Source organism: Enterococcus silesiacus (assembly GCF_001886225.1).
GTDB classification, from domain to species: Bacteria; Bacillota; Bacilli; order Lactobacillales; family Enterococcaceae; genus Enterococcus_L; species Enterococcus_L silesiacus.
Genome location: NZ_JXLC01000027.1, coordinates 1 through 16,911 on the forward strand (window position 1 = coordinate 1; position 16,911 = coordinate 16,911).

General features: G+C 36.5%; 20 protein-coding genes and 1 other annotated feature. Of the genes, 17 read left to right on the forward strand and 3 right to left on the reverse strand.

Annotated features, from left to right (window positions below; all coding sequences use genetic code 11):
• The first annotated feature begins 169 nt into the window (after positions 1-169).
• Positions 170-1,084, forward strand: a complete 915-nt coding sequence (locus RV15_RS15120; protein WP_071878851.1) for a Gfo/Idh/MocA family protein — start codon at positions 170-172, stop codon at positions 1,082-1,084.
• A gap of 71 nt (positions 1,085-1,155) precedes the next feature.
• Entirely contained in the window at positions 1,156-2,058 is a 903-nt protein-coding gene (gene murB, locus RV15_RS15125; RefSeq protein WP_071878852.1) for a UDP-N-acetylmuramate dehydrogenase, read from the forward strand.
• Between the two features lie 42 nt (positions 2,059-2,100).
• On the opposite strand, the gene cbpA is transcribed toward murB, so the two are convergent.
• Positions 2,101-2,745 carry a cyclic di-AMP binding protein CbpA gene (gene cbpA, locus RV15_RS15130; protein WP_069654322.1) on the reverse strand — a complete coding sequence of 215 codons (645 nt, stop codon included), beginning with the start codon at positions 2,743-2,745 and terminating at the stop codon, positions 2,101-2,103.
• Between the two features lie 148 nt (positions 2,746-2,893).
• Here cbpA and rpmG point away from each other — a divergent pair, with 148 nt between their 5' ends.
• From rpmG to RV15_RS15185, 11 genes are all read left to right on the forward strand, one after another.
• Positions 2,894-3,046, forward strand: coding sequence for a 50S ribosomal protein L33 (gene rpmG, locus RV15_RS15135; protein ID WP_010760564.1), 153 nt, complete (start codon positions 2,894-2,896; stop codon positions 3,044-3,046).
• A gap of 17 nt (positions 3,047-3,063) precedes the next feature.
• Positions 3,064-3,234 carry a preprotein translocase subunit SecE gene (gene secE / locus RV15_RS15140; protein ID WP_010760565.1) on the forward strand — a complete coding sequence of 57 codons (171 nt, stop codon included), beginning with the start codon at positions 3,064-3,066 and terminating at the stop codon, positions 3,232-3,234.
• 174 nt (positions 3,235-3,408) lie between these two features.
• Positions 3,409-3,954: a transcription termination/antitermination protein NusG gene (gene nusG, locus RV15_RS15145; RefSeq protein WP_071878853.1), complete on the forward strand. Its 546-nt coding sequence runs from the start codon at positions 3,409-3,411 to the stop codon at positions 3,952-3,954.
• A gap of 88 nt (positions 3,955-4,042) precedes the next feature.
• Positions 4,043-4,909, forward strand: coding sequence for an alpha/beta fold hydrolase (locus tag RV15_RS15150; RefSeq protein ID WP_071878854.1), 867 nt, complete (start codon positions 4,043-4,045; stop codon positions 4,907-4,909).
• Positions 4,910-4,945: 36 nt separating this feature from the next.
• Positions 4,946-5,962 carry a LacI family DNA-binding transcriptional regulator gene (locus tag RV15_RS15155; RefSeq protein WP_071878855.1) on the forward strand — a complete coding sequence of 339 codons (1,017 nt, stop codon included), beginning with the start codon at positions 4,946-4,948 and terminating at the stop codon, positions 5,960-5,962.
• 143 nt (positions 5,963-6,105) lie between these two features.
• Positions 6,106-7,026, forward strand: a complete 921-nt coding sequence (gene rihC / locus RV15_RS15160) for a ribonucleoside hydrolase RihC (protein ID WP_071878856.1) — start codon at positions 6,106-6,108, stop codon at positions 7,024-7,026.
• Positions 7,027-7,041: 15 nt separating this feature from the next.
• A complete protein-coding gene (dcuC, locus tag RV15_RS15165) occupies positions 7,042-8,415 on the forward strand; it encodes a C4-dicarboxylate transporter DcuC (protein WP_071878857.1) in 1,374 nt (457 codons plus the stop codon).
• A 38-nt stretch (positions 8,416-8,453) separates the two neighbouring features.
• Positions 8,454-8,921, forward strand: a complete 468-nt coding sequence (locus RV15_RS15170; RefSeq protein WP_071878858.1) for a GNAT family N-acetyltransferase — start codon at positions 8,454-8,456, stop codon at positions 8,919-8,921.
• Positions 8,922-8,937: 16 nt separating this feature from the next.
• Positions 8,938-9,837: a ribokinase gene (rbsK, locus tag RV15_RS15175; RefSeq protein WP_071878859.1), complete on the forward strand. Its 900-nt coding sequence runs from the start codon at positions 8,938-8,940 to the stop codon at positions 9,835-9,837.
• Between the two features lie 176 nt (positions 9,838-10,013).
• The gene (locus RV15_RS15180) at positions 10,014-10,874 is read left to right on the forward strand and encodes a sigma-70 family RNA polymerase sigma factor (protein WP_071878860.1); all 861 of its coding nucleotides are present in this window, start codon (positions 10,014-10,016) and stop codon (positions 10,872-10,874) included.
• A gap of 74 nt (positions 10,875-10,948) precedes the next feature.
• Complete coding sequence (locus RV15_RS15185; protein ID WP_071878861.1) at positions 10,949-11,395, forward strand: carboxymuconolactone decarboxylase family protein; 447 nt, start codon at positions 10,949-10,951, stop codon at positions 11,393-11,395.
• A 185-nt stretch (positions 11,396-11,580) separates the two neighbouring features.
• Here the strand turns inward: RV15_RS15185 and sdaAA are convergent, their stop codons facing one another.
• Together sdaAA and sdaAB are read right to left on the reverse strand one after the other, a co-directional pair.
• On the reverse strand, positions 11,581-12,468 hold the full coding sequence (sdaAA, locus tag RV15_RS15190) for an L-serine ammonia-lyase, iron-sulfur-dependent, subunit alpha (RefSeq protein WP_071878862.1): 888 nt from the start codon (positions 12,466-12,468) through the stop codon (positions 11,581-11,583).
• Positions 12,469-12,493: 25 nt separating this feature from the next.
• Positions 12,494-13,162, reverse strand: a complete 669-nt coding sequence (gene sdaAB, locus RV15_RS15195; RefSeq protein ID WP_010760575.1) for an L-serine ammonia-lyase, iron-sulfur-dependent subunit beta — start codon at positions 13,160-13,162, stop codon at positions 12,494-12,496.
• Between the two features lie 300 nt (positions 13,163-13,462).
• Between sdaAB and rplK the strand changes: the two genes are divergently transcribed.
• From rplK to rplL, 4 genes are all read left to right on the forward strand, one after another.
• Entirely contained in the window at positions 13,463-13,885 is a 423-nt protein-coding gene (rplK, locus tag RV15_RS15205) for a 50S ribosomal protein L11 (RefSeq protein WP_025872839.1), read from the forward strand.
• Between the two features lie 111 nt (positions 13,886-13,996).
• Positions 13,997-14,686, forward strand: coding sequence for a 50S ribosomal protein L1 (rplA, locus tag RV15_RS15210; RefSeq protein WP_071878863.1), 690 nt, complete (start codon positions 13,997-13,999; stop codon positions 14,684-14,686).
• A gap of 188 nt (positions 14,687-14,874) precedes the next feature.
• Positions 14,875-15,002 (forward strand) — a sequence feature (ribosomal protein L10 leader region).
• A 142-nt stretch (positions 15,003-15,144) separates the two neighbouring features.
• Positions 15,145-15,645, forward strand: a complete 501-nt coding sequence (gene rplJ, locus RV15_RS15215; protein ID WP_071878864.1) for a 50S ribosomal protein L10 — start codon at positions 15,145-15,147, stop codon at positions 15,643-15,645.
• Between the two features lie 61 nt (positions 15,646-15,706).
• A complete protein-coding gene (gene rplL / locus RV15_RS15220; RefSeq protein ID WP_025872833.1) occupies positions 15,707-16,072 on the forward strand; it encodes a 50S ribosomal protein L7/L12 in 366 nt (121 codons plus the stop codon).
• The last annotated feature ends 839 nt before the right edge of the window (positions 16,073-16,911 follow it).

Here is a 16,911-nt window from a genome sequence, read left to right on the forward strand (position 1 = left end):
GATTTTCTGAATTGAGAATAAAGAACTTAATCATTAATCGGAACTAGGATAGTGCAGAAATAGAATCCTGATTTCAATTTGGTTTGATTATAAAGTGCTTTAATTTCAGACATTTCCTCCCAATCAATAGTATAATAATCGTATCAACTATTGATTGTGAGGAATTCATATGAAAATCGGAATCATCGGCTTAGGAAATATTGCGCAAAAGGCGTATCTACCTGTATATGCCAAGCTAAGAGATCAAGCAACATTTGTACTCTCTACTCGAAATGAACAAACCAGAAAAGAAATCAGTGAAAAATACGGTTTCAACGAAATCGTTGCTTCAACAGAAGAATTGATTCAAACAGGCGTATCCGCTTGTTTTGTCCATGTTGCCACTAAAGTGCATGGTCAGGTGGTGAAACAATTGCTGAAAGCGGGAATCCATGTGTTTGTGGATAAGCCTTTAAGTGAAAACTTAGCAGAAGTCAAAGAAATTCAAGCTTTGGCAGCAGAAAAAAATCTCCAGTTGATGCTAGGATTTAATCGTCGTTTTGCGCCTTTTGTAGAAGAATTGAAAGCCGTTGAAAATAAAAATATGCTACTGATCCAAAAAAATCGAATTGCATCAGAATCTACTGCTAATTTTGTAATCTACGATTTATTTTTACATGTAGCCGATACACTTGTTTATCTACTTGATGATGATATTCGTCAGGTTCAGACAAAAATCATCGAAGAAAACAATATGCTGAAAAGAGCATTACTTCATGTTGAAACAGAAACAACAACAGCAATCGCCTCAATGAATCTCTATGCTGGGGCAAATACTGAAACCTATCAGTTAACAAGCCCAGAGGGGACATTAGTTTTAGAAAATTTAACGGATCTAACAATCAAAAGTCAACAAGTAATTCAACAAAAGACCTTTAGCGATTGGACAACAACTTTAGAAAAGCGTGGTTTTGAGCAGATGGTTGATGAGTTTATCAAAGCAGTTCAGACAAATGACGGCTCTCATTTAAGACAAGAGAAGGTCTTCACTAGTCATGAGCTATGTGCCCAGATGTTACACAAGCATCAAGAACATATTTTATAGACTCAGACTAGAAAGTTTCTCTTTGGCATGCTAGAATAAATAGGATGTTTGAAAGAAAGGAACGACTTTCGATGAATAAAATTGAAATGATGAATGAATTAACGGATATAACGTTACTATTTGATGAACCTTTGATGAATTTTACCTTTACTAAAACGGGTGGACCGGCGGATGTCCTAGCTTTTCCAAAATCAAAAGCTGAAGTGGCTACTTTGGTCGAATACTGTAAAAGTCATGAGATTCCTTGGCTAGTTTTAGGCAATGCCAGTAATTTGATTGTCCAAGATGGCGGAATTCGGGGAATGGTAATCATGTTGGAAAACATGAAGCAAATCTCTGTTTCTAAAAGCCGAATCGTTGTTGAAGCGGGAGCCAAGTTGATTGATACAACTTATGTTGCTTTAGAGCATGATTTAACTGGCTTCGAATTTGCTTGTGGGATTCCAGGAAGTATCGGTGGTGCTGTCTACATGAACGCTGGTGCTTATGGTGGAGAAATTAAAGATGTTTTCACAAGTGTTGATGTATTATTGGAAGACGGAACGATCAGAACGTTTACAAATGAAGAGATGGCATTTTCTTACCGTCATAGTGTGATTCAAGATATGCATTGTATTGTGCTAGAAGCAACTTTTTCTTTAAAAGAAGGAGAAAACAGCGTAATCAAGAGTCAAATGGCTGAGTTGACTGAACTTAGAGAATCTAAGCAACCATTAGAGTATCCATCATGCGGTAGTGTCTTTAAACGACCAGAAGGACACTTTACTGGAAAATTGATTCAAGATGCCGGATTACAAGGACTGAAATGGGGCGGCGCTCAGATTTCAGAAAAACATGCTGGTTTTATCGTAAATATCGATCAGGCTACAGCGACTGATTATGTAGAATTGATTGCGCATATCCAACAAGTGATTAAGGAAAAATTCGATGTGACATTAGAAACAGAAGTCCGGATTATTGGTGAAGAGCGTTAAAAAAGAAGCCTTTCAAATTGGAAGGCTTCTTTTTCTAATACTTTATTCAGCATTCGCTTGTAAATCTTCAATCTCAACGACTTTAAGATTCTTACGCTCTAAATTCTCAACGATAACTGCACACGTTTCTTCAGTTGTTTCAGCAGGCAAAGTAATCAAGGTGCGGCGGATAAATTCATCTTCACCGATATCTAGTGTAATACAGCTGGCAATACTGCTGTGTTTGGCAATAATCTTTGTCATAGCGGCTAGATCCCCTTGTTTACCTGTTGTAGCAATTGTCAAAACATAACTACCACGTTGAATATTCCAAGATTGAGCAAGGATATTCAATAACGTGCTATGCGTTAAAATTCCATAAAAATAGTTATTTTCATCCAACACGGCAATGTAAGGTAATTCTTTGATCGTAAAGAAAACCTTGAAGAATGACGTGTTCACGAAAATAAATTTTGTTGCATTTTTTAATAAATAAGTTACTGGTAAACTCATGTCTCCACCGTTCGCTTTGTGGCGGTAGATGTGCATTTTATAGATGTTTCCTCTAAAAATCTTTTCCGATTCATCTAAGATCGGTACACAACGATAACCAGAATCTTCTAGGATTGTCAACGCCTCTTCTAATGTGCAAGATTCATTGACCGTTGTAAGATTTTTCTTTTTGATAACAACGGATTTTAATAACATATTTTGACCCCCCGTAGGTTAAATTCGTCTGACAAGCTAATGATAACATAATTTGAAAGAAAACCATAGTTTATTGAGTATCCATTGACATTTTGCCAAAAGAATGATAATGTTATTGAGTAAATTTGTGAATAGAGGAGGTTGAACAATGGCAACAAAAAAATCAGCACTTGCTTGTTCAGATTGTGGCTCCAGAAACTATTCTAAAGCCGTCAGTGAAGGAAAACGTGGAGAGCGGTTAGAAATCAAAAAATTCTGTAAATACTGTCAAAAATACACGTTACATAAAGAGACGAAATAGATATTGGAGGAGTTCAAATGAAATTTTTACGTAGTGTTAAAGATGAGATGAAACAAGTTTCATGGCCATCTAAAAAACAATTACGCAAAGACACGTTGGTTGTTATCGAAACATCAATTCTTTTTGCAGCATTATTCTTTGTAATGGATACAGTGATCCAAACTGCTTTTGGCTGGATTCTTAAGTAATTCAAACTAGTATTTCATTATAAACAGTGCTATAATAACAAGTGAGGAAAAAACTTCGGGGAACTGAGGTTTTTTTATTTTCACATAAGAAAAAGAAGCTGAGTACAAGGCATTACTTGTTACTCTTAATGTATTGTGTCACCAACTACTAAACCTAAAGGAGCCGAAGCAGAAATGGAATCATTTGAGAAAAATTGGTATGTATTGCATACATACTCAGGTTACGAAAACAAGGTAAAAGCGAACATTGAATCACGTGCGCAAAGCATGGGCATGGGAGATTTCATTTTCCGTGTCGTTGTTCCAGAAGAAACAGAGACAGAAGTAAAAAACGGTAAATCGAAAGAAATCGTTCATAAAACTTTCCCAGGTTATGTGTTAGTAGAAATGACGATGACAGATGATTCTTGGTATGTAGTGCGGAACACGCCAGGTGTTACTGGCTTTGTTGGTTCCCATGGTGCCGGAAGCAAGCCTGCGCCTTTACTACAAGAGGAAATCAATCACATCTTACGTTCAATCGGTATGAGTACACGTCAATCTGATTTGGATGTTGCTTTAGGCGATACAGTTCGTATTATTGAAGGAGCATTTTCTGGTCTTGAAGGTGAAGTAACAGAGGTCGATGAAGAACGCCAAAAACTAAAAGTTAATATTGACATGTTTGGTCGTGAAACAAGTACAGAACTAGATTACGAACAAGTAGACTCAATTCAATAGAAGTTGTAAAATAAGAGAGTGGAGCAAAACTAACTTTAGTTTTGTCCTGCTCTCTTATTACTATAGTGATGATTGAAAAGGGGATAAAATGAAAAATAACAAGTATTCTTTGCTAATAACTGTCTGTCTCTTATTGTTTTTGGCTGGCTGTACTAGTAAAAAAGCAGCCCAACATGAAAATCAACCAACCACTAATAACACAGCAACCAGTGAAATAGCTCAAAAGTCATCCATTCCCACACTGTTTATTCACGGTTATAGTGGCGGCAATAATTCCTTTGGGCGTATGATCAAAAGGATGGAGAAAAATGATCTTACTAAAAAAGAGCTAGTTTTAACTGTTAGTGTTGATGGGGCAGTCAAAGCAAAAGGGAAACTGACAGACAAAGCCAATAACCCGAGCATTCAAGTTCTTTTTGAAGATAATAAAAACAATGAATGGAATCAAGCTGAGTGGATCAAAAATTGTTTAACGTATATTCGAGATAATTATGGTGTAACACAAGTTAATTTGGTAGGTCATTCAATGGGTGGCGCGAGCTCTTTGCGTTATCTAACGACATTTGGTGACGATCCAAATCTTCCTAAAATCAACAAGTTTGTCGGTATCGCAGCACCGTTTAATAATTTTGTGGAATTATCTGATGGGGAAACATTAGATGATGTTATCAATAATGGCCCTGTGATTCAGAGTGAACGATATGCTGACTATGTTAATGGAATCGAAAAAGTATCGAAAGATATGGAAATAATGATCATCGCAGGAGACGTGGAAGATGGCAGTTTAAGTGATGAAGCTGTTCCTGTTGCAGATGCACTGAGTGTTGTTTCGTTGTTTAAGATACATGGTAATGACGTACAAGAAAAAATATTTTATGGAAAATCAGCACAGCATAGCCAGCTGCACGAAAATACCGAAGTAGATCAACTTGTGGCAGATTTTTTATGGAAATAAACGATTAAAACAAGTGAATTGATAAAGGAGAGAGCCATGAAAATCAGAATGAAAGACATTGCCAAAATGGCTAATGTATCTGAAGCTGCGGTTTCTTTAGTGTTAAATGATAAACCTTCAAGAATCTCTGATAAAAAGAAGCAAGAAATAAAAAAGATCGCCAAAGAATTAAACTACATTCCAAATATTGCAGCTCAAATTCTTGCCAAAAATGCCTCACGAACCATTGGTGTCGTTATTCCAGATATTGAAAATCCATTTTTTTCAAAACTTTGTAAACAATTAGAAGAACAATTTAGAGTGTTGGGCTATTTAACCATTATCGTTAATTCCAATGATGATTTTACTGTGGAAAAAAATCTGATTCAAATGCTCTTGAATCGTGGAGTTGATGGACTAATCATTGCGTTATCGAATGAGTCTTTCTCATTCAAAGAAGAACAAGAACATTTCTTGAAAGAAATCGATGCACCCTTTGTTTTAGTGGATAGACAGGTTTCATTTTCTGGGGTTAATCAGGTCTATTTTGATAGCCAAGCTGGTGGTCAACTTTCAGCAGAGTATCTTCTGGAGAATGGGCACCAAAATATTGCTTTTATGACAGGAGATTTTAAAGTTCCAAGCACGCTTGATCGAATCAATGGTTATAAGCAAGCGTTAGAAAGTTATGGTATAAAAGTAAGAGAAGAGTACATCATTGAAACCGGCTACCGTTTTAACTACGGTATGGAACAAGCAAATAAACTTTTTGCGCTGACAGATGTAACGGCTGTGCTCACAGCCAATGATATGGTTGCCTTTGGGGTGTTAAAACAAGCAGTTAGTAGCGGAAAATTGATACCAGAAGATCTATCGATTATTGGATATGATCGTTTAGAGATAGCAGATATTCTAGGGATTTCATTAGCTACAGTAGAGCAAAATATCTCATCATTAACAGAACAAGCTGTTGCCTTATTGAAGAATACATTGATCAAGCAAAAGCAAAAAACGGAGTCGATTATTTTGAGACCAAGCCTATTTAAAGGTGACAGTGTTAAAAAAATAAAATAGTTATTGACTAACCAAAAATAAAACGCTATCATAATAGCTAGATGGATTAAGCGGTTAATCTAAAGATACTTTTTTAACTATTGAAAAGGTATTTTTTTATACCATTTAGGTAATGCGCTTAACCTTAGAAGGAGGAAGGACTTATGGCAAAAGAAAAAAGACCAATCATCATCGACACAGATCCAGGAATTGACGACGCAGTAGCTTTATCGATCGCCCTTAATCATCCAGAATTAGACGTTAAGTTATTAACTACTGTTGCAGGAAATGTAAACGTAAACAAAACGACTGTGAATACATTGAAACTCGTCTCATTTTTTGATAAACAAGTACCGGTTGCTAAAGGATGCGACAAACCTTTGTTGATCCAGCTTGAAGATTCAGCTGAAATTCATGGAGAAAGTGGTATGGACGGATACGATTTTCCGGAAGCTACAGCCAAAGCGCTCGATGTCCATGCTGTTGAAGCAATGAGAGAGTGTATCCTTGAAAGTACAGAGCCAATCACATTAGTTCCAATAGCAGCATTAACAAATATCGCCTTACTTTTCAGTATGTACCCAGAAACAAAGCAAAATATTAAAGAAATCGTCATGATGGGCGGTTCATTATCAAGAGGAAATACGAATACCAGTGCAGAATTCAACACGTATGTCGATCCACATGCCGCACAAATCGTGTTCCAATCTGGCGTTCCGATCGTGATGGTTGGCTTGGATGTGACCAGTACAGCAGTCTTGACTAAAAATGAAACTGAAAAAATCAAAGAATTCGGTAAAGTTGGCAATATGTTTTACTCATTATTCCAACATTATCGTGGTGGAAGTTTACAGACTGGTTTAAAAATGCATGATGTATGTGCTATCGCCTATTTAACGGACCCAGAATTATTTACAGTTCAAGAAACATTCATCGAAATCGCCTTAGAGGGCCCCGCAGCTGGTGCTACAGTCGCTGATTTAAAAATGAAATATCACGATACGACGAATGCAGTTGCTTGCTTAGATATTGATATTCCAGCGTTCCAAAAATGGGTTGTTTCAAATTTAGAAAAAATAAATTAAAAAAGGAGCCGTACTATGATTGAGTCTTTGTTAGTGTTAGTTGTTTTAGCTCTTGTTGCTTATTTGATTATTAAAAATTACCATCCTGCTCTAAGTTTGATCAGCGGGGCGTTGATTTTGTTACTATTTGCAGTTTTGTTAGGTCACCCTCTTTATCCTGCGGGCGAAGGAACAGGTTTAGCCTTTTTCGATATCTTTTTAAAGTTTAAAGATACGATCATTGCTCAAGTTAGTTCAGCAGGAATCGTGATCATGATTTTGTTTGGTTACTCTGGGTATATGAATGTCATCGGTGCTAATCAGGTAGCTGTCAACATTCTGGTAAAACCACTACAAAAAATTAAATCAAAAGCCTTGTTTGTACCTCTTGTTTTCTTGATAGGAAATTTAATGTCTTTGGTAGTGCCAAGTGCTTCTAGTTTAGCGATTATTTTGATGGCGATTTTGTATCCAATGTTGTCTAGTATGGGGATTTCTTCACTGACGGCTGCAGGAGTAATTGCGATGACAGCTACGATCATGCCGTCGCCACTTGGAGCGGATAATGTGATTGCTGCTGAAACGTTAGGTTATGATCTGTTAACATATGTTGCTTGGCATGCTAAAATTTCACTGCCAACTTTATTGATTATGGCAATAGCTCACTATTTTTGGCAAAAATATTGTGATAAAAAAGAAGGAGCCTCAGCGTTTGTAACGATTGAAGATGATGGGCTAACTAAACAAGAAGAATCAGATACGCCGAAAATTTATGCATTATTGCCATTGTTGCCCTTAATGTTGATTTTGATAGTTGGGATTACAGGAATGTTTGTTGAAGGGATCCAAATGGATATCTTTGTTTTGACCTTTATTTCATTTTTTGTTGCTGTAGCATTTGAAACAATCAGACATAAATCATACAAAAAAATTCAAGATTCAGCGGCTGAAATGTTCAAAGGGATGGGGCAAGGCTTTAGCCAAGTGGTTATGTTAGTTGTTGGTGGCTCATTGTTTACAACTGCGATCCAATCGTTGGGCATCATTGATAATATTATGTCGTCTGTCGAATCTTCAGCTTCAGCTGGTCTTGTAACAACGCTGATTTTCAGTGGAGCAACAACGGTTTTTGGCATTTTAAGTGGTGGCGGTCTAGCAATGTTTTATGCGGTGATTGAATTGATTCCTGATATTGCCACAAAAGCTGGTATTGATGGTATTCTGGTCGCATTACCAATGCAAATGATTGCAAACTTAGCAAGAACGATTTCACCCGTTGCAGCAGTTGTAATGATCGTAGCGTCAACGGTTGGGGTCAGTCCAGTTCGAATTTTAAAACGGACGAGTGTTCCAACCATTATAGGAATTATTTGTGTGGTCGTATTATCTATTCTCCTATTACCGTATTAATGACGAGTATAATCAGTATTTTGTGGAGATGAGTATAAATGAAAATAACCTTGGCTGAGCCAAAAGATTTAAAAGAAATCAATCAGTTATTTGAAGCAGCAAAAAGGCAGATGATTCAAGCAGATATACACCAATGGACAACGGCTTATCCAAATGAACAAATCGTTCAAAAAGATATTAATGATCATCTGTTATATCAATTAGTGGATGGTGATACAATAGTTGCAGTTGCAACGTTGAATAAGACAAGGAAAGCTGAGTATATAGTAAGACGAATTGCAACAGATCCAAACTATCTGTCAAATGGTTATGCTTCAATTTTACTGAATGATATAATAAATAGAGCAAAAGAAAAAAATGGAAAATATATTTATTCAAGTACAAATCACTCCAATCTCAAAATGCAGCATTTTTTTAAAAAGCACGGTTTTGAAAAGATTTCAGAGTATACTGAAATTGAAAGAGAGCATCTGGGTTCTTTCTATAAGTATTTGAAGAAAATATAAGTAAGGAGAGTCCGTGGTGAACAAAGTAATCGTTTTAGGAAGTATCAATATGGATATGGTCATGGAAACAGATCGACTGCCCAAAGTAGGAGAAACCCTTTTGGGCGAAAGCATTGACTATTATGTTGGAGGAAAAGGGGCCAATCAAGCAGTTGCTGCTGCCCGTATTGGAGCGGATGTGTCTTTGATTGGTAAAATCGGTGACGATACATTCGGGTCAAAAGTTTACAAGCATTTGGAAAACGAAAAAGTTGATGTTAGTGCAGTGACTTCTGAAAAAAATATTTTTACAGGTGTTGCCTCTATTTTTAAACTAAAAGAAGACAATGCGATTGTTGTTTTACCAGGAGCAAATATGTTGTTGAGTGATATCGATGATGCATTAAACGGAAAAATCAATGCTGAGGATGTACTATTGGCTCAGCTAGAGATTCCAATTGAAACAGTGAAAAAGGGCTTAGTACTGGCAAAAGACAAAGGAGCTATAACGATTTTAAATCCAGCGCCGTATAGTGAGAGTGTCATTGATATATTGCCCTTTGTGGATATCATCACACCCAATGAGACGGAATTTGAAGGTTTATTAGGTCGCTCAATCACGGATGCTGCACAATTTGAAAAGGAAATGTTGAATTGGTCAAAAACCAATGATACTCAGCTGATTGTGACGCGTGGCGGGCACGGAATTTCATACACAACGGAGAATGATGTCATTACGATTCCAGCCGAGAAAGTAAAAGTTGTGGATACAACAGGTGCAGGAGATACGTTTAATGGGATTTTGGCAGCATGTTTAGCAAAAGGAATCACTGTTTCAGAGTCAGTTAAGATTTCTGGAAAAGGCGCTACCCTTTCTGTGACCAAACTAGGGGCACAAACTGGAATGCCGACTTTAACCGAAATTGCTGCTTTTTAATTTTACAAAAAAGGACACTGTTTTCTTCATTCAATGTAATGGAGAGAACAGTTTTTTTGAATAAAAACAAAGTGTAGAAAAATATCTTCATTGTTTCAAGGGGGAATAGCAATTATAATGAATACCAAGCTGTATGTTCTAACTAATCGATTAGTAGAAATGAGGAGAAAAAGATCATGGATGAAGCCATTTTGATTTTTAATAACTTTAAATCTTTATTATATTCAATTGCGTATCGAATCTGCCACTCGAAAGAAGAAGCAGAAGATATTTTACAAGAAGTTCAACTGAAATGGTTAGATCAAAATATTGATTCAATTGAAAATCCAAAAGCCTTTTTATCAAAACTAGTTGTCAATCGTTCAATTAATTATTTGAATTCTGCTCAAGCTCAGCGTGTGGATTATTACGGGCCATGGATCCCACAGCCAGAAATAGAACGAACTGAAGATCCGTTGGTTGGCAAAGAAAAAATCACATATGCTTTATTAGTTGTTTTAGAACAATTAACACCGCAAGAACGTGTCGTCTTTCTAATGAAAGAAGTATTCGATTATTCTCACAAAGAGCTGAGTGAATTACTGGAGATTACACCTGAAAATAGTAGAAAGTTATTAAGTCGGGCGAAAAAAGCAATTCAAGCAACAGATATTTCAGTGGAGCCTTCAAGCAATTTAGAAAATCAAAAATTTATTGATCTTTTTAATAGAAGTATAGAAAAAGGGGATTTAACCCCTTTATTGGATTTCTTGACTGCTGATGCAAAGATGTCGATCGATGGTGGGAAAAAACGTCGTGCACCACTAAGAACATTGATCAAACCAACACGTATTTTTGCCTTTTTAAAAGGTGTTTTGCCTCATGGCTTTTTTGGAGATGAACGGTTTGTAACTGAAATTAATGAGCAGCCATGTTTGCTCATTAAAGAAAAACAGCAATTAATAAGTATTTTATTTTTAGGACTAAATCCAGAGAAAACAAAGGTTCAGCATATTTTTATTATCAACAACCCAGATAAATTAAAAAATATTTCTTGAAAGGTGTCACGTTTTGTTAAGCTGTCTGGTCTTAATTAGTGCAACAACAAATAGTAATCAAAGGAGATAGTTTAATGACTAAAACAAGATTTTTATTACACAAAGAAAACAAGGAAGCTTATGGAAAAATTGCGGAACTGGATCAAATTGGTAAATCCGGCAGTATTAATGAAAATTTACAAGAATTGATCAAAATTTATGCGTCTCAATTAAATGGTTGTGTGTTTTGTATTGATATGCACTCAAAAGATGCCTTAGCTAAAGGAGAAAATGTGCAAAGAATCATCGGTTTGACTGCATGGGAAGAAGCAGCATTTTATACAGCAGAAGAACGCGCGGTACTTGCATTCACAAAAGAAGTGACACTGATTCATCAAGGTGGGGTCAGTGATGAAACCTATCAAGAACTGCAGCAGTATTACAGTGAAAAAGAAATTGGTGAATTGCTTATTCTGATTGGAACGATCAATATCTATAACCGTATTGGAGTTACTACGTTATTGCAACCGAAAATAGATTAATAGAAAAGAACCTGAGACAAAACTAAAAATCAGTTTTATCTCAGGCTCTAAATCCGAATAAACGGCGAGAAAAAAGCAGCTCCTTCGGAAATAAGCTGAAATTCACAAAAATTTGAAGGGCAATTTTCGTGAATTCCTTCTTATTTCTCGGAGCTAAACGCTTTTGTCTCGTCCTCTTTTAGCTATTATTGATTTGGATTTTCTGTTTGATTATCTAGAATCTCTTTTGCTAAGCGTTGTGCAGTTGGCGTCATAGCCAGACCACCTTCAGCGGTTTCTTTAAAGATTTGTGGCATTTGACGGCCAACTTGATACATTGCAGCTACAACTTCATCTGGTGGGATCACGCTACGAATGCCAGCTAAGGCCATATCAGCTGAAATAAAAGCCTGGGAAGAGCCTAAGGCATTACGTTTTACACAAGGAACCTCCACTAGACCTGCTACCGGATCACAAATCAAACCCATCATGTTTTTTAAGGTGATCGCAATTGCTTGTGCGGCTTGATCAGCGGAGCCGCCAGCAGCACAGACTAAAGCGGCACTAGCCATAGCACTGGCTGACCCAACTTCGGCTTGACAACCGCCTTCAGCACCACTGATTGATGAGTTGTTGGCGATCACTAGCCCAAAAGCACCAGCAGTAAAAAGAAAATCTAATTGCTGTTGATGTGTGAGCTGCAATTTTTCAATTGCTGCCATCAAAACACCTGGCACTACACCAGCACTTCCAGCAGTCGGCGTTGCACAGATCAAGCCCATATTGGCATTGACTTCATTGACGGCCACTGCATTTCTAACCGCTGTTAAAATTGTTTCTCCACTTAAAAAGTTTCCATTTTTGATATATTCATCGAGTCGAGTAGCATCACCGCCAGTAATTCCTGTGACAGAGGTCACACCATCGACACCTTCTTCGATCGATTGCTTCATGACCGCAAGATTACGTTCCATTGTTTCGATGATCCGTTCGCGGCTATGACCGTGATTTTCTATCTCAGTTGCGATCATTAATTCAGCAACTGATGGAAATCCTGCGGCTTGTTGCACTAATTCTTCTATAGATAGAAACATAACTGATTTGCTCCTTTAATTTAGATTAATCAAAATAATTTACACTATAAATATGAGGGATTTGGACTAATTTCATCGTAATATCACCGATATCTGCATGGTCGATTTCGATGATCATGATCGCTTTTTCACCTTTTGATTCCCGTGTTACAGTCATCGTTCCAATATTGATGTTTGTATCAGATAACAGATTGGTAACTTTAGCGATCATTCCTGGTACATCCTGATGTACGATAATAAATGTGGGTGTCCCCATCGTCAGAGAAATTTTGAAACCGTTCAGTTCTGAGATTTGAATATTACCGCCGCCAATCGATATTCCTGTAACTGAAAGTTTGCGATCTCCTTTAGAGACAAGTAATTTGACTGAATTTGGGTGTTCAGCTTTTTCTTTAAGCGGAACAAATAGAACCTCCATATTTTGTTCATGAGCAATCTTTAACGAATCAGCAAGGCGTTCGTCATCTGGTTCCATATCTAGTAAACCGCCAACCAAGGCAATGTCTGTTCCATGACCGCGATACGTTTTTGCAAAAGACTCATATAAGTAGATATCAACAGTATCTGGTTGTTCACCAAAGATACTACGGACGATTTTACCAATACGAGCAGCGCCAGCAGTATGCGAACTACTTGGACCAATCATTACCGGACCAATGATGTCAAAAACACTTTTATAACGTAAATTTTCCATTGTTTATTCACCTATCCTTTTGTTTGAATCAGGATTTTTCTAACGAAAGTCTATCATAATTAAAGAGAATAAACTAGAACAGTAATAAAAATGCGAGAAAAACTTATCTTTCTCTCATTTCTAAACAGAAATCTATTGGAAAAAAGAATAGAAAGCTATTGAAATTTCAAGAGAAGCAGAGTATACTATTTAAGTGTGCATTTTTGCATGCAGAATTTCTTTGATTCGTCAAAGAATGACGTGGGAGGAGAAATCTTCATCTCCAATTAACCACATCACGGACCCAAGGAGGTATGTCTCGTGGCAAAAAAAGTAGAAAAATTAGTTAAATTGCAAATTCCTGCAGGTAAAGCAACACCAGCTCCACCAGTAGGTCCAGCATTAGGTCAAGCGGGTATCAACATTATGGGATTCACTAAAGAATTCAACGCTCGTACAGCTGATCAAGCTGGTTTGATCATTCCAGTAGTAATCTCTGTATATGAAGACCGTTCATTTACATTTATTACAAAAACACCACCAGCTGCAGTATTACTTAAAAAAGCTGCAAAAATCGAAAAAGGTTCTGGTGAGCCAAACAAAAATAAAGTAGCGAATGTTACTAAAGATCAAGTGAAAGAAATCGCTGAACTTAAAATGGCAGACCTAAACGCAGCAGACGTTGAAGCGGCTATGCGCATGGTTGAAGGAACTGCAAGAAGCATGGGAATCACTGTAGGATAATTTTTTATTCAAGGAAACCCAAAGAAGTAGCTTCTCAGTTTATTTCATATTCAAAGATATGAATTACGTGGGAGGTTCGACCGTTATAACCACAATCAAGGAGGAAACAAAATGGCTAAAAAAAGCAAAAAAATGCAAGATGCATTAAAAAAAGTTGAAGCAACAAAAGTTTACCCTGTAGCAGAAGCGATCGCTTTGGCTAAAGACACAAATATTGCAAAATTCGACGCAACTGTTGAAGTTGCTTACCGTTTAAATGTAGACCCTAAAAAAGCAGACCAACAAATCCGTGGTGCAGTAGTATTACCAAACGGAACTGGTAAAACACAAAGCGTTTTAGTTTTCGCTAAAGGCGATAAAGCCAAAGAAGCTGAAGCAGCTGGTGCTGATTACGTAGGTGACGCTGACATGGTTCAAAAAATCCAAGGTGGCTGGTTTGGGTTTGACGTAGTTGTAGCAACTCCAGACATGATGGCTGAAGTTGGTAAATTAGGTCGTGTCTTAGGTCCTAAAGGTCTTATGCCTAACCCTAAAACTGGTACTGTAACAATGGACGTAACAAAAGCTATTAATGAAGTAAAAGCTGGTAAAGTAACGTACCGTGTTGACAAAGCTGGAAACATCCACGTACCAATCGGTAAAGTTTCATTCGATAATGAAAAATTACTAGAAAACTTCAATACAATCAACGATGTATTGTTGAAAGCTAAACCATCAGCAGCAAAAGGTCAATATATCAAAAACATTTCAGTAACAACTACATTTGGACCTGGAATCCACGTTGACCAAGCTTCATTTTAATTTGAAAAGTGTAATAGACCGGTTAGATTGTGAGCAAATTAGGAAACTTACTCAAAGATGATTTTTATCTTTGAAGGAAGTTTATCTATTTGCCGAGCAATCTGGTCTATGGAACTAGATCAAAAGAAAAGCTGAATAATTTAAAAAAATTATTGACTCAACTACCTTCCCCATGGTAAGGTAGTTGAGGTTAATAATTAACTGTACCGAAGACAGTAGGTGACGCAAGTCTTAATTTCCTACCGAGGACAATTGTTGATACATACAATTACGTCCCTCTATGTCAACGGTGGCATGGAGTTTGTTTGCTGTGAAACACAATTTTTCATAAAAATTGATGTTGAACAGTACTAGAGGAGCAAAGCGACGGTAGTTTCATCACGAGCGAAGCGAGCCTGTACTTATCTTCAATCACAACAATTGAGCTCTACCCATCAATAATCAGGAGGTGAAAATAAATGAGTGAAGCAGCAATCGCTAAAAAAGAAACCTTAGTCGAAGAAGCAACAGCTAAATTCGAAGCAGCAGCTTCTGTAGTCATTGTTGACTACCGTGGTTTAACTGTAGAGGAAGTAACTAGCTTACGTAAACAATTGCGTGATGCAAATGTTGAAATGAAAGTTATCAAAAACTCTATCCTTTCACGTGCAGCTAAAAAAGCTGGACTAGAAGGTTTGGACGAAGTATTTACAGGACCTACAGCAGTCGCTTTCAGTAACGACGATGTAGTAGCACCTGCTAAAATCATCGACGAATTTGCAAGTACTGCCAAAGCATTGGAAATCAAAGGTGGCGTTATTGAAGGTAAAGTATCTTCAGTAGAAGAAATGACATCTTTAGCAAAACTTCCAAGTCGCGATGGACTACTTTCTATGCTATTATCTGTATTGCAAGCGCCAGTCAGACAAGTGGCTTACGCTGTCAAAGCAGTGGCAGAAAAAGAAGAAGAAGTTGCATAATTGCAGCCTAGTAACAAACTAAACTAAAAAATAATGAATTATTAAAACGGAGGAAACCATAATGGCATTGAACATTGAAAACATTGTTGCAGAATTAGAAGGCGCAACTATTTTAGAATTAAACGACTTAGTAAAAGCTATTGAAGAAAAATTTGACGTATCTGCAGCAGCTCCTGTAGCAGCAGCAGCAGGACCAGCAGCAGCTGGCGAAGAACAAACTGAATTCACTGTAGAATTAACTGCAGCTGGAGACCAAAAAGTTAAAGTTATCAAAGCAGTTCGTGAAGCAACTGGTCTTGGCTTGAAAGAAGCTAAAGCAGTAGTTGATGGCGCTCCTGCACCAGTTAAAGAAGGCGTTTCTAAAGATGAAGCAGAAGCTTTAAAAGCTGCTTTAGAAGAAGTTGGCGCTTCAGTAACAGTAAAATAATTCTTTACTCTGTAAAGATTCGCTCGATTCCTTATCTAGTAAGGGATCGAGTTTTTTTGTGTTTAAAAATGTTAAAAGAGAATATTCTTCTAAATATTCTCTTAGCCAACATACTGTAAATTGGGCATAAATCTACGAATGAAACTTAGACAAAATAAGCGTCTTTCCATATGCACATTCAAATGTTTTAAGTGAACTTTTTGTAAATTTCATATGTTTTGAATCTTATTAAACTGCAAGGTAGGATTATTTGTAAGATACAAGTTTGTTGTTAATAAAATTGATAGCTAATTTTTTAGTATTTCAAGTCTAGATAAAATATATTCAACCGCTTGGATCTTGATTACTTATGTTTATAATTATAATGTTTAGATTGTTGTCAAAATACTAATATTGAACGGTGAAGTTAAAATTGCCGTCTGTAAATTTGGATGCTTACTAGAGTCTAAAAGGCGTGATAAGTGTTATTGTAAAATAACGAAGGTTATTTTAGGTTTAACAATTATATAGAAAATTTTCCTGTTAATTATAATTATATGTTTATATCGCAATTTAATCAGTCGTTATATTGTTTTTAAGTTATATAATTTTTGTTATTATGTTATTTTTTGTAATATTAGTAATTGGTTAGATATTTAATTTGATTAAATATCATTTTTTGCTATGGTTTTAAAGTGACTTTTAAAGCTATTTTTGTATGTGTTTTATAAAAGAGGCCTTAAGGTATTGCTTTTTTATATAGTGGTATGTATAATACGTTTTGTGTTAGTTAGTTATTTTATATTAAGTTTTAATGTATTTTATATAGCTTGTATATGGTATGCGTTTTTAAAATGTTG

Bases quoted from the DNA above. Each gene is read 5' to 3' on its own strand.
- RV15_RS15120 (WP_071878851.1), top strand. From the start codon at position 170: ATGAAAATCGGAATCATCGGCTTAGGAAATATTGCGCAAAAGGCGTAT.
- murB (WP_071878852.1), top strand. From the start codon at position 1,156: ATGAATAAAATTGAAATGATGAATGAATTAACGGATATAACGTTACTA.
- cbpA (WP_069654322.1), bottom strand. From the start codon at position 2,745: ATGTTATTAAAATCCGTTGTTATCAAAAAGAAAAATCTTACAACGGTC.
- rpmG (WP_010760564.1), top strand. From the start codon at position 2,894: ATGGCAACAAAAAAATCAGCACTTGCTTGTTCAGATTGTGGCTCCAGA.
- secE (WP_010760565.1), top strand. From the start codon at position 3,064: ATGAAATTTTTACGTAGTGTTAAAGATGAGATGAAACAAGTTTCATGG.
- nusG (WP_071878853.1), top strand. From the start codon at position 3,409: ATGGAATCATTTGAGAAAAATTGGTATGTATTGCATACATACTCAGGT.
- RV15_RS15150 (WP_071878854.1), top strand. From the start codon at position 4,043: ATGAAAAATAACAAGTATTCTTTGCTAATAACTGTCTGTCTCTTATTG.
- RV15_RS15155 (WP_071878855.1), top strand. From the start codon at position 4,946: ATGAAAATCAGAATGAAAGACATTGCCAAAATGGCTAATGTATCTGAA.
- rihC (WP_071878856.1), top strand. From the start codon at position 6,106: ATGGCAAAAGAAAAAAGACCAATCATCATCGACACAGATCCAGGAATT.
- dcuC (WP_071878857.1), top strand. From the start codon at position 7,042: ATGATTGAGTCTTTGTTAGTGTTAGTTGTTTTAGCTCTTGTTGCTTAT.
- RV15_RS15170 (WP_071878858.1), top strand. From the start codon at position 8,454: ATGAAAATAACCTTGGCTGAGCCAAAAGATTTAAAAGAAATCAATCAG.
- RV15_RS15180 (WP_071878860.1), top strand. From the start codon at position 10,014: ATGGATGAAGCCATTTTGATTTTTAATAACTTTAAATCTTTATTATAT.
- RV15_RS15185 (WP_071878861.1), top strand. From the start codon at position 10,949: ATGACTAAAACAAGATTTTTATTACACAAAGAAAACAAGGAAGCTTAT.
- sdaAA (WP_071878862.1), bottom strand. From the start codon at position 12,468: ATGTTTCTATCTATAGAAGAATTAGTGCAACAAGCCGCAGGATTTCCA.
- sdaAB (WP_010760575.1), bottom strand. From the start codon at position 13,162: ATGGAAAATTTACGTTATAAAAGTGTTTTTGACATCATTGGTCCGGTA.
- rplA (WP_071878863.1), top strand. From the start codon at position 13,997: ATGGCTAAAAAAAGCAAAAAAATGCAAGATGCATTAAAAAAAGTTGAA.
- rplJ (WP_071878864.1), top strand. From the start codon at position 15,145: ATGAGTGAAGCAGCAATCGCTAAAAAAGAAACCTTAGTCGAAGAAGCA.
- rplL (WP_025872833.1), top strand. From the start codon at position 15,707: ATGGCATTGAACATTGAAAACATTGTTGCAGAATTAGAAGGCGCAACT.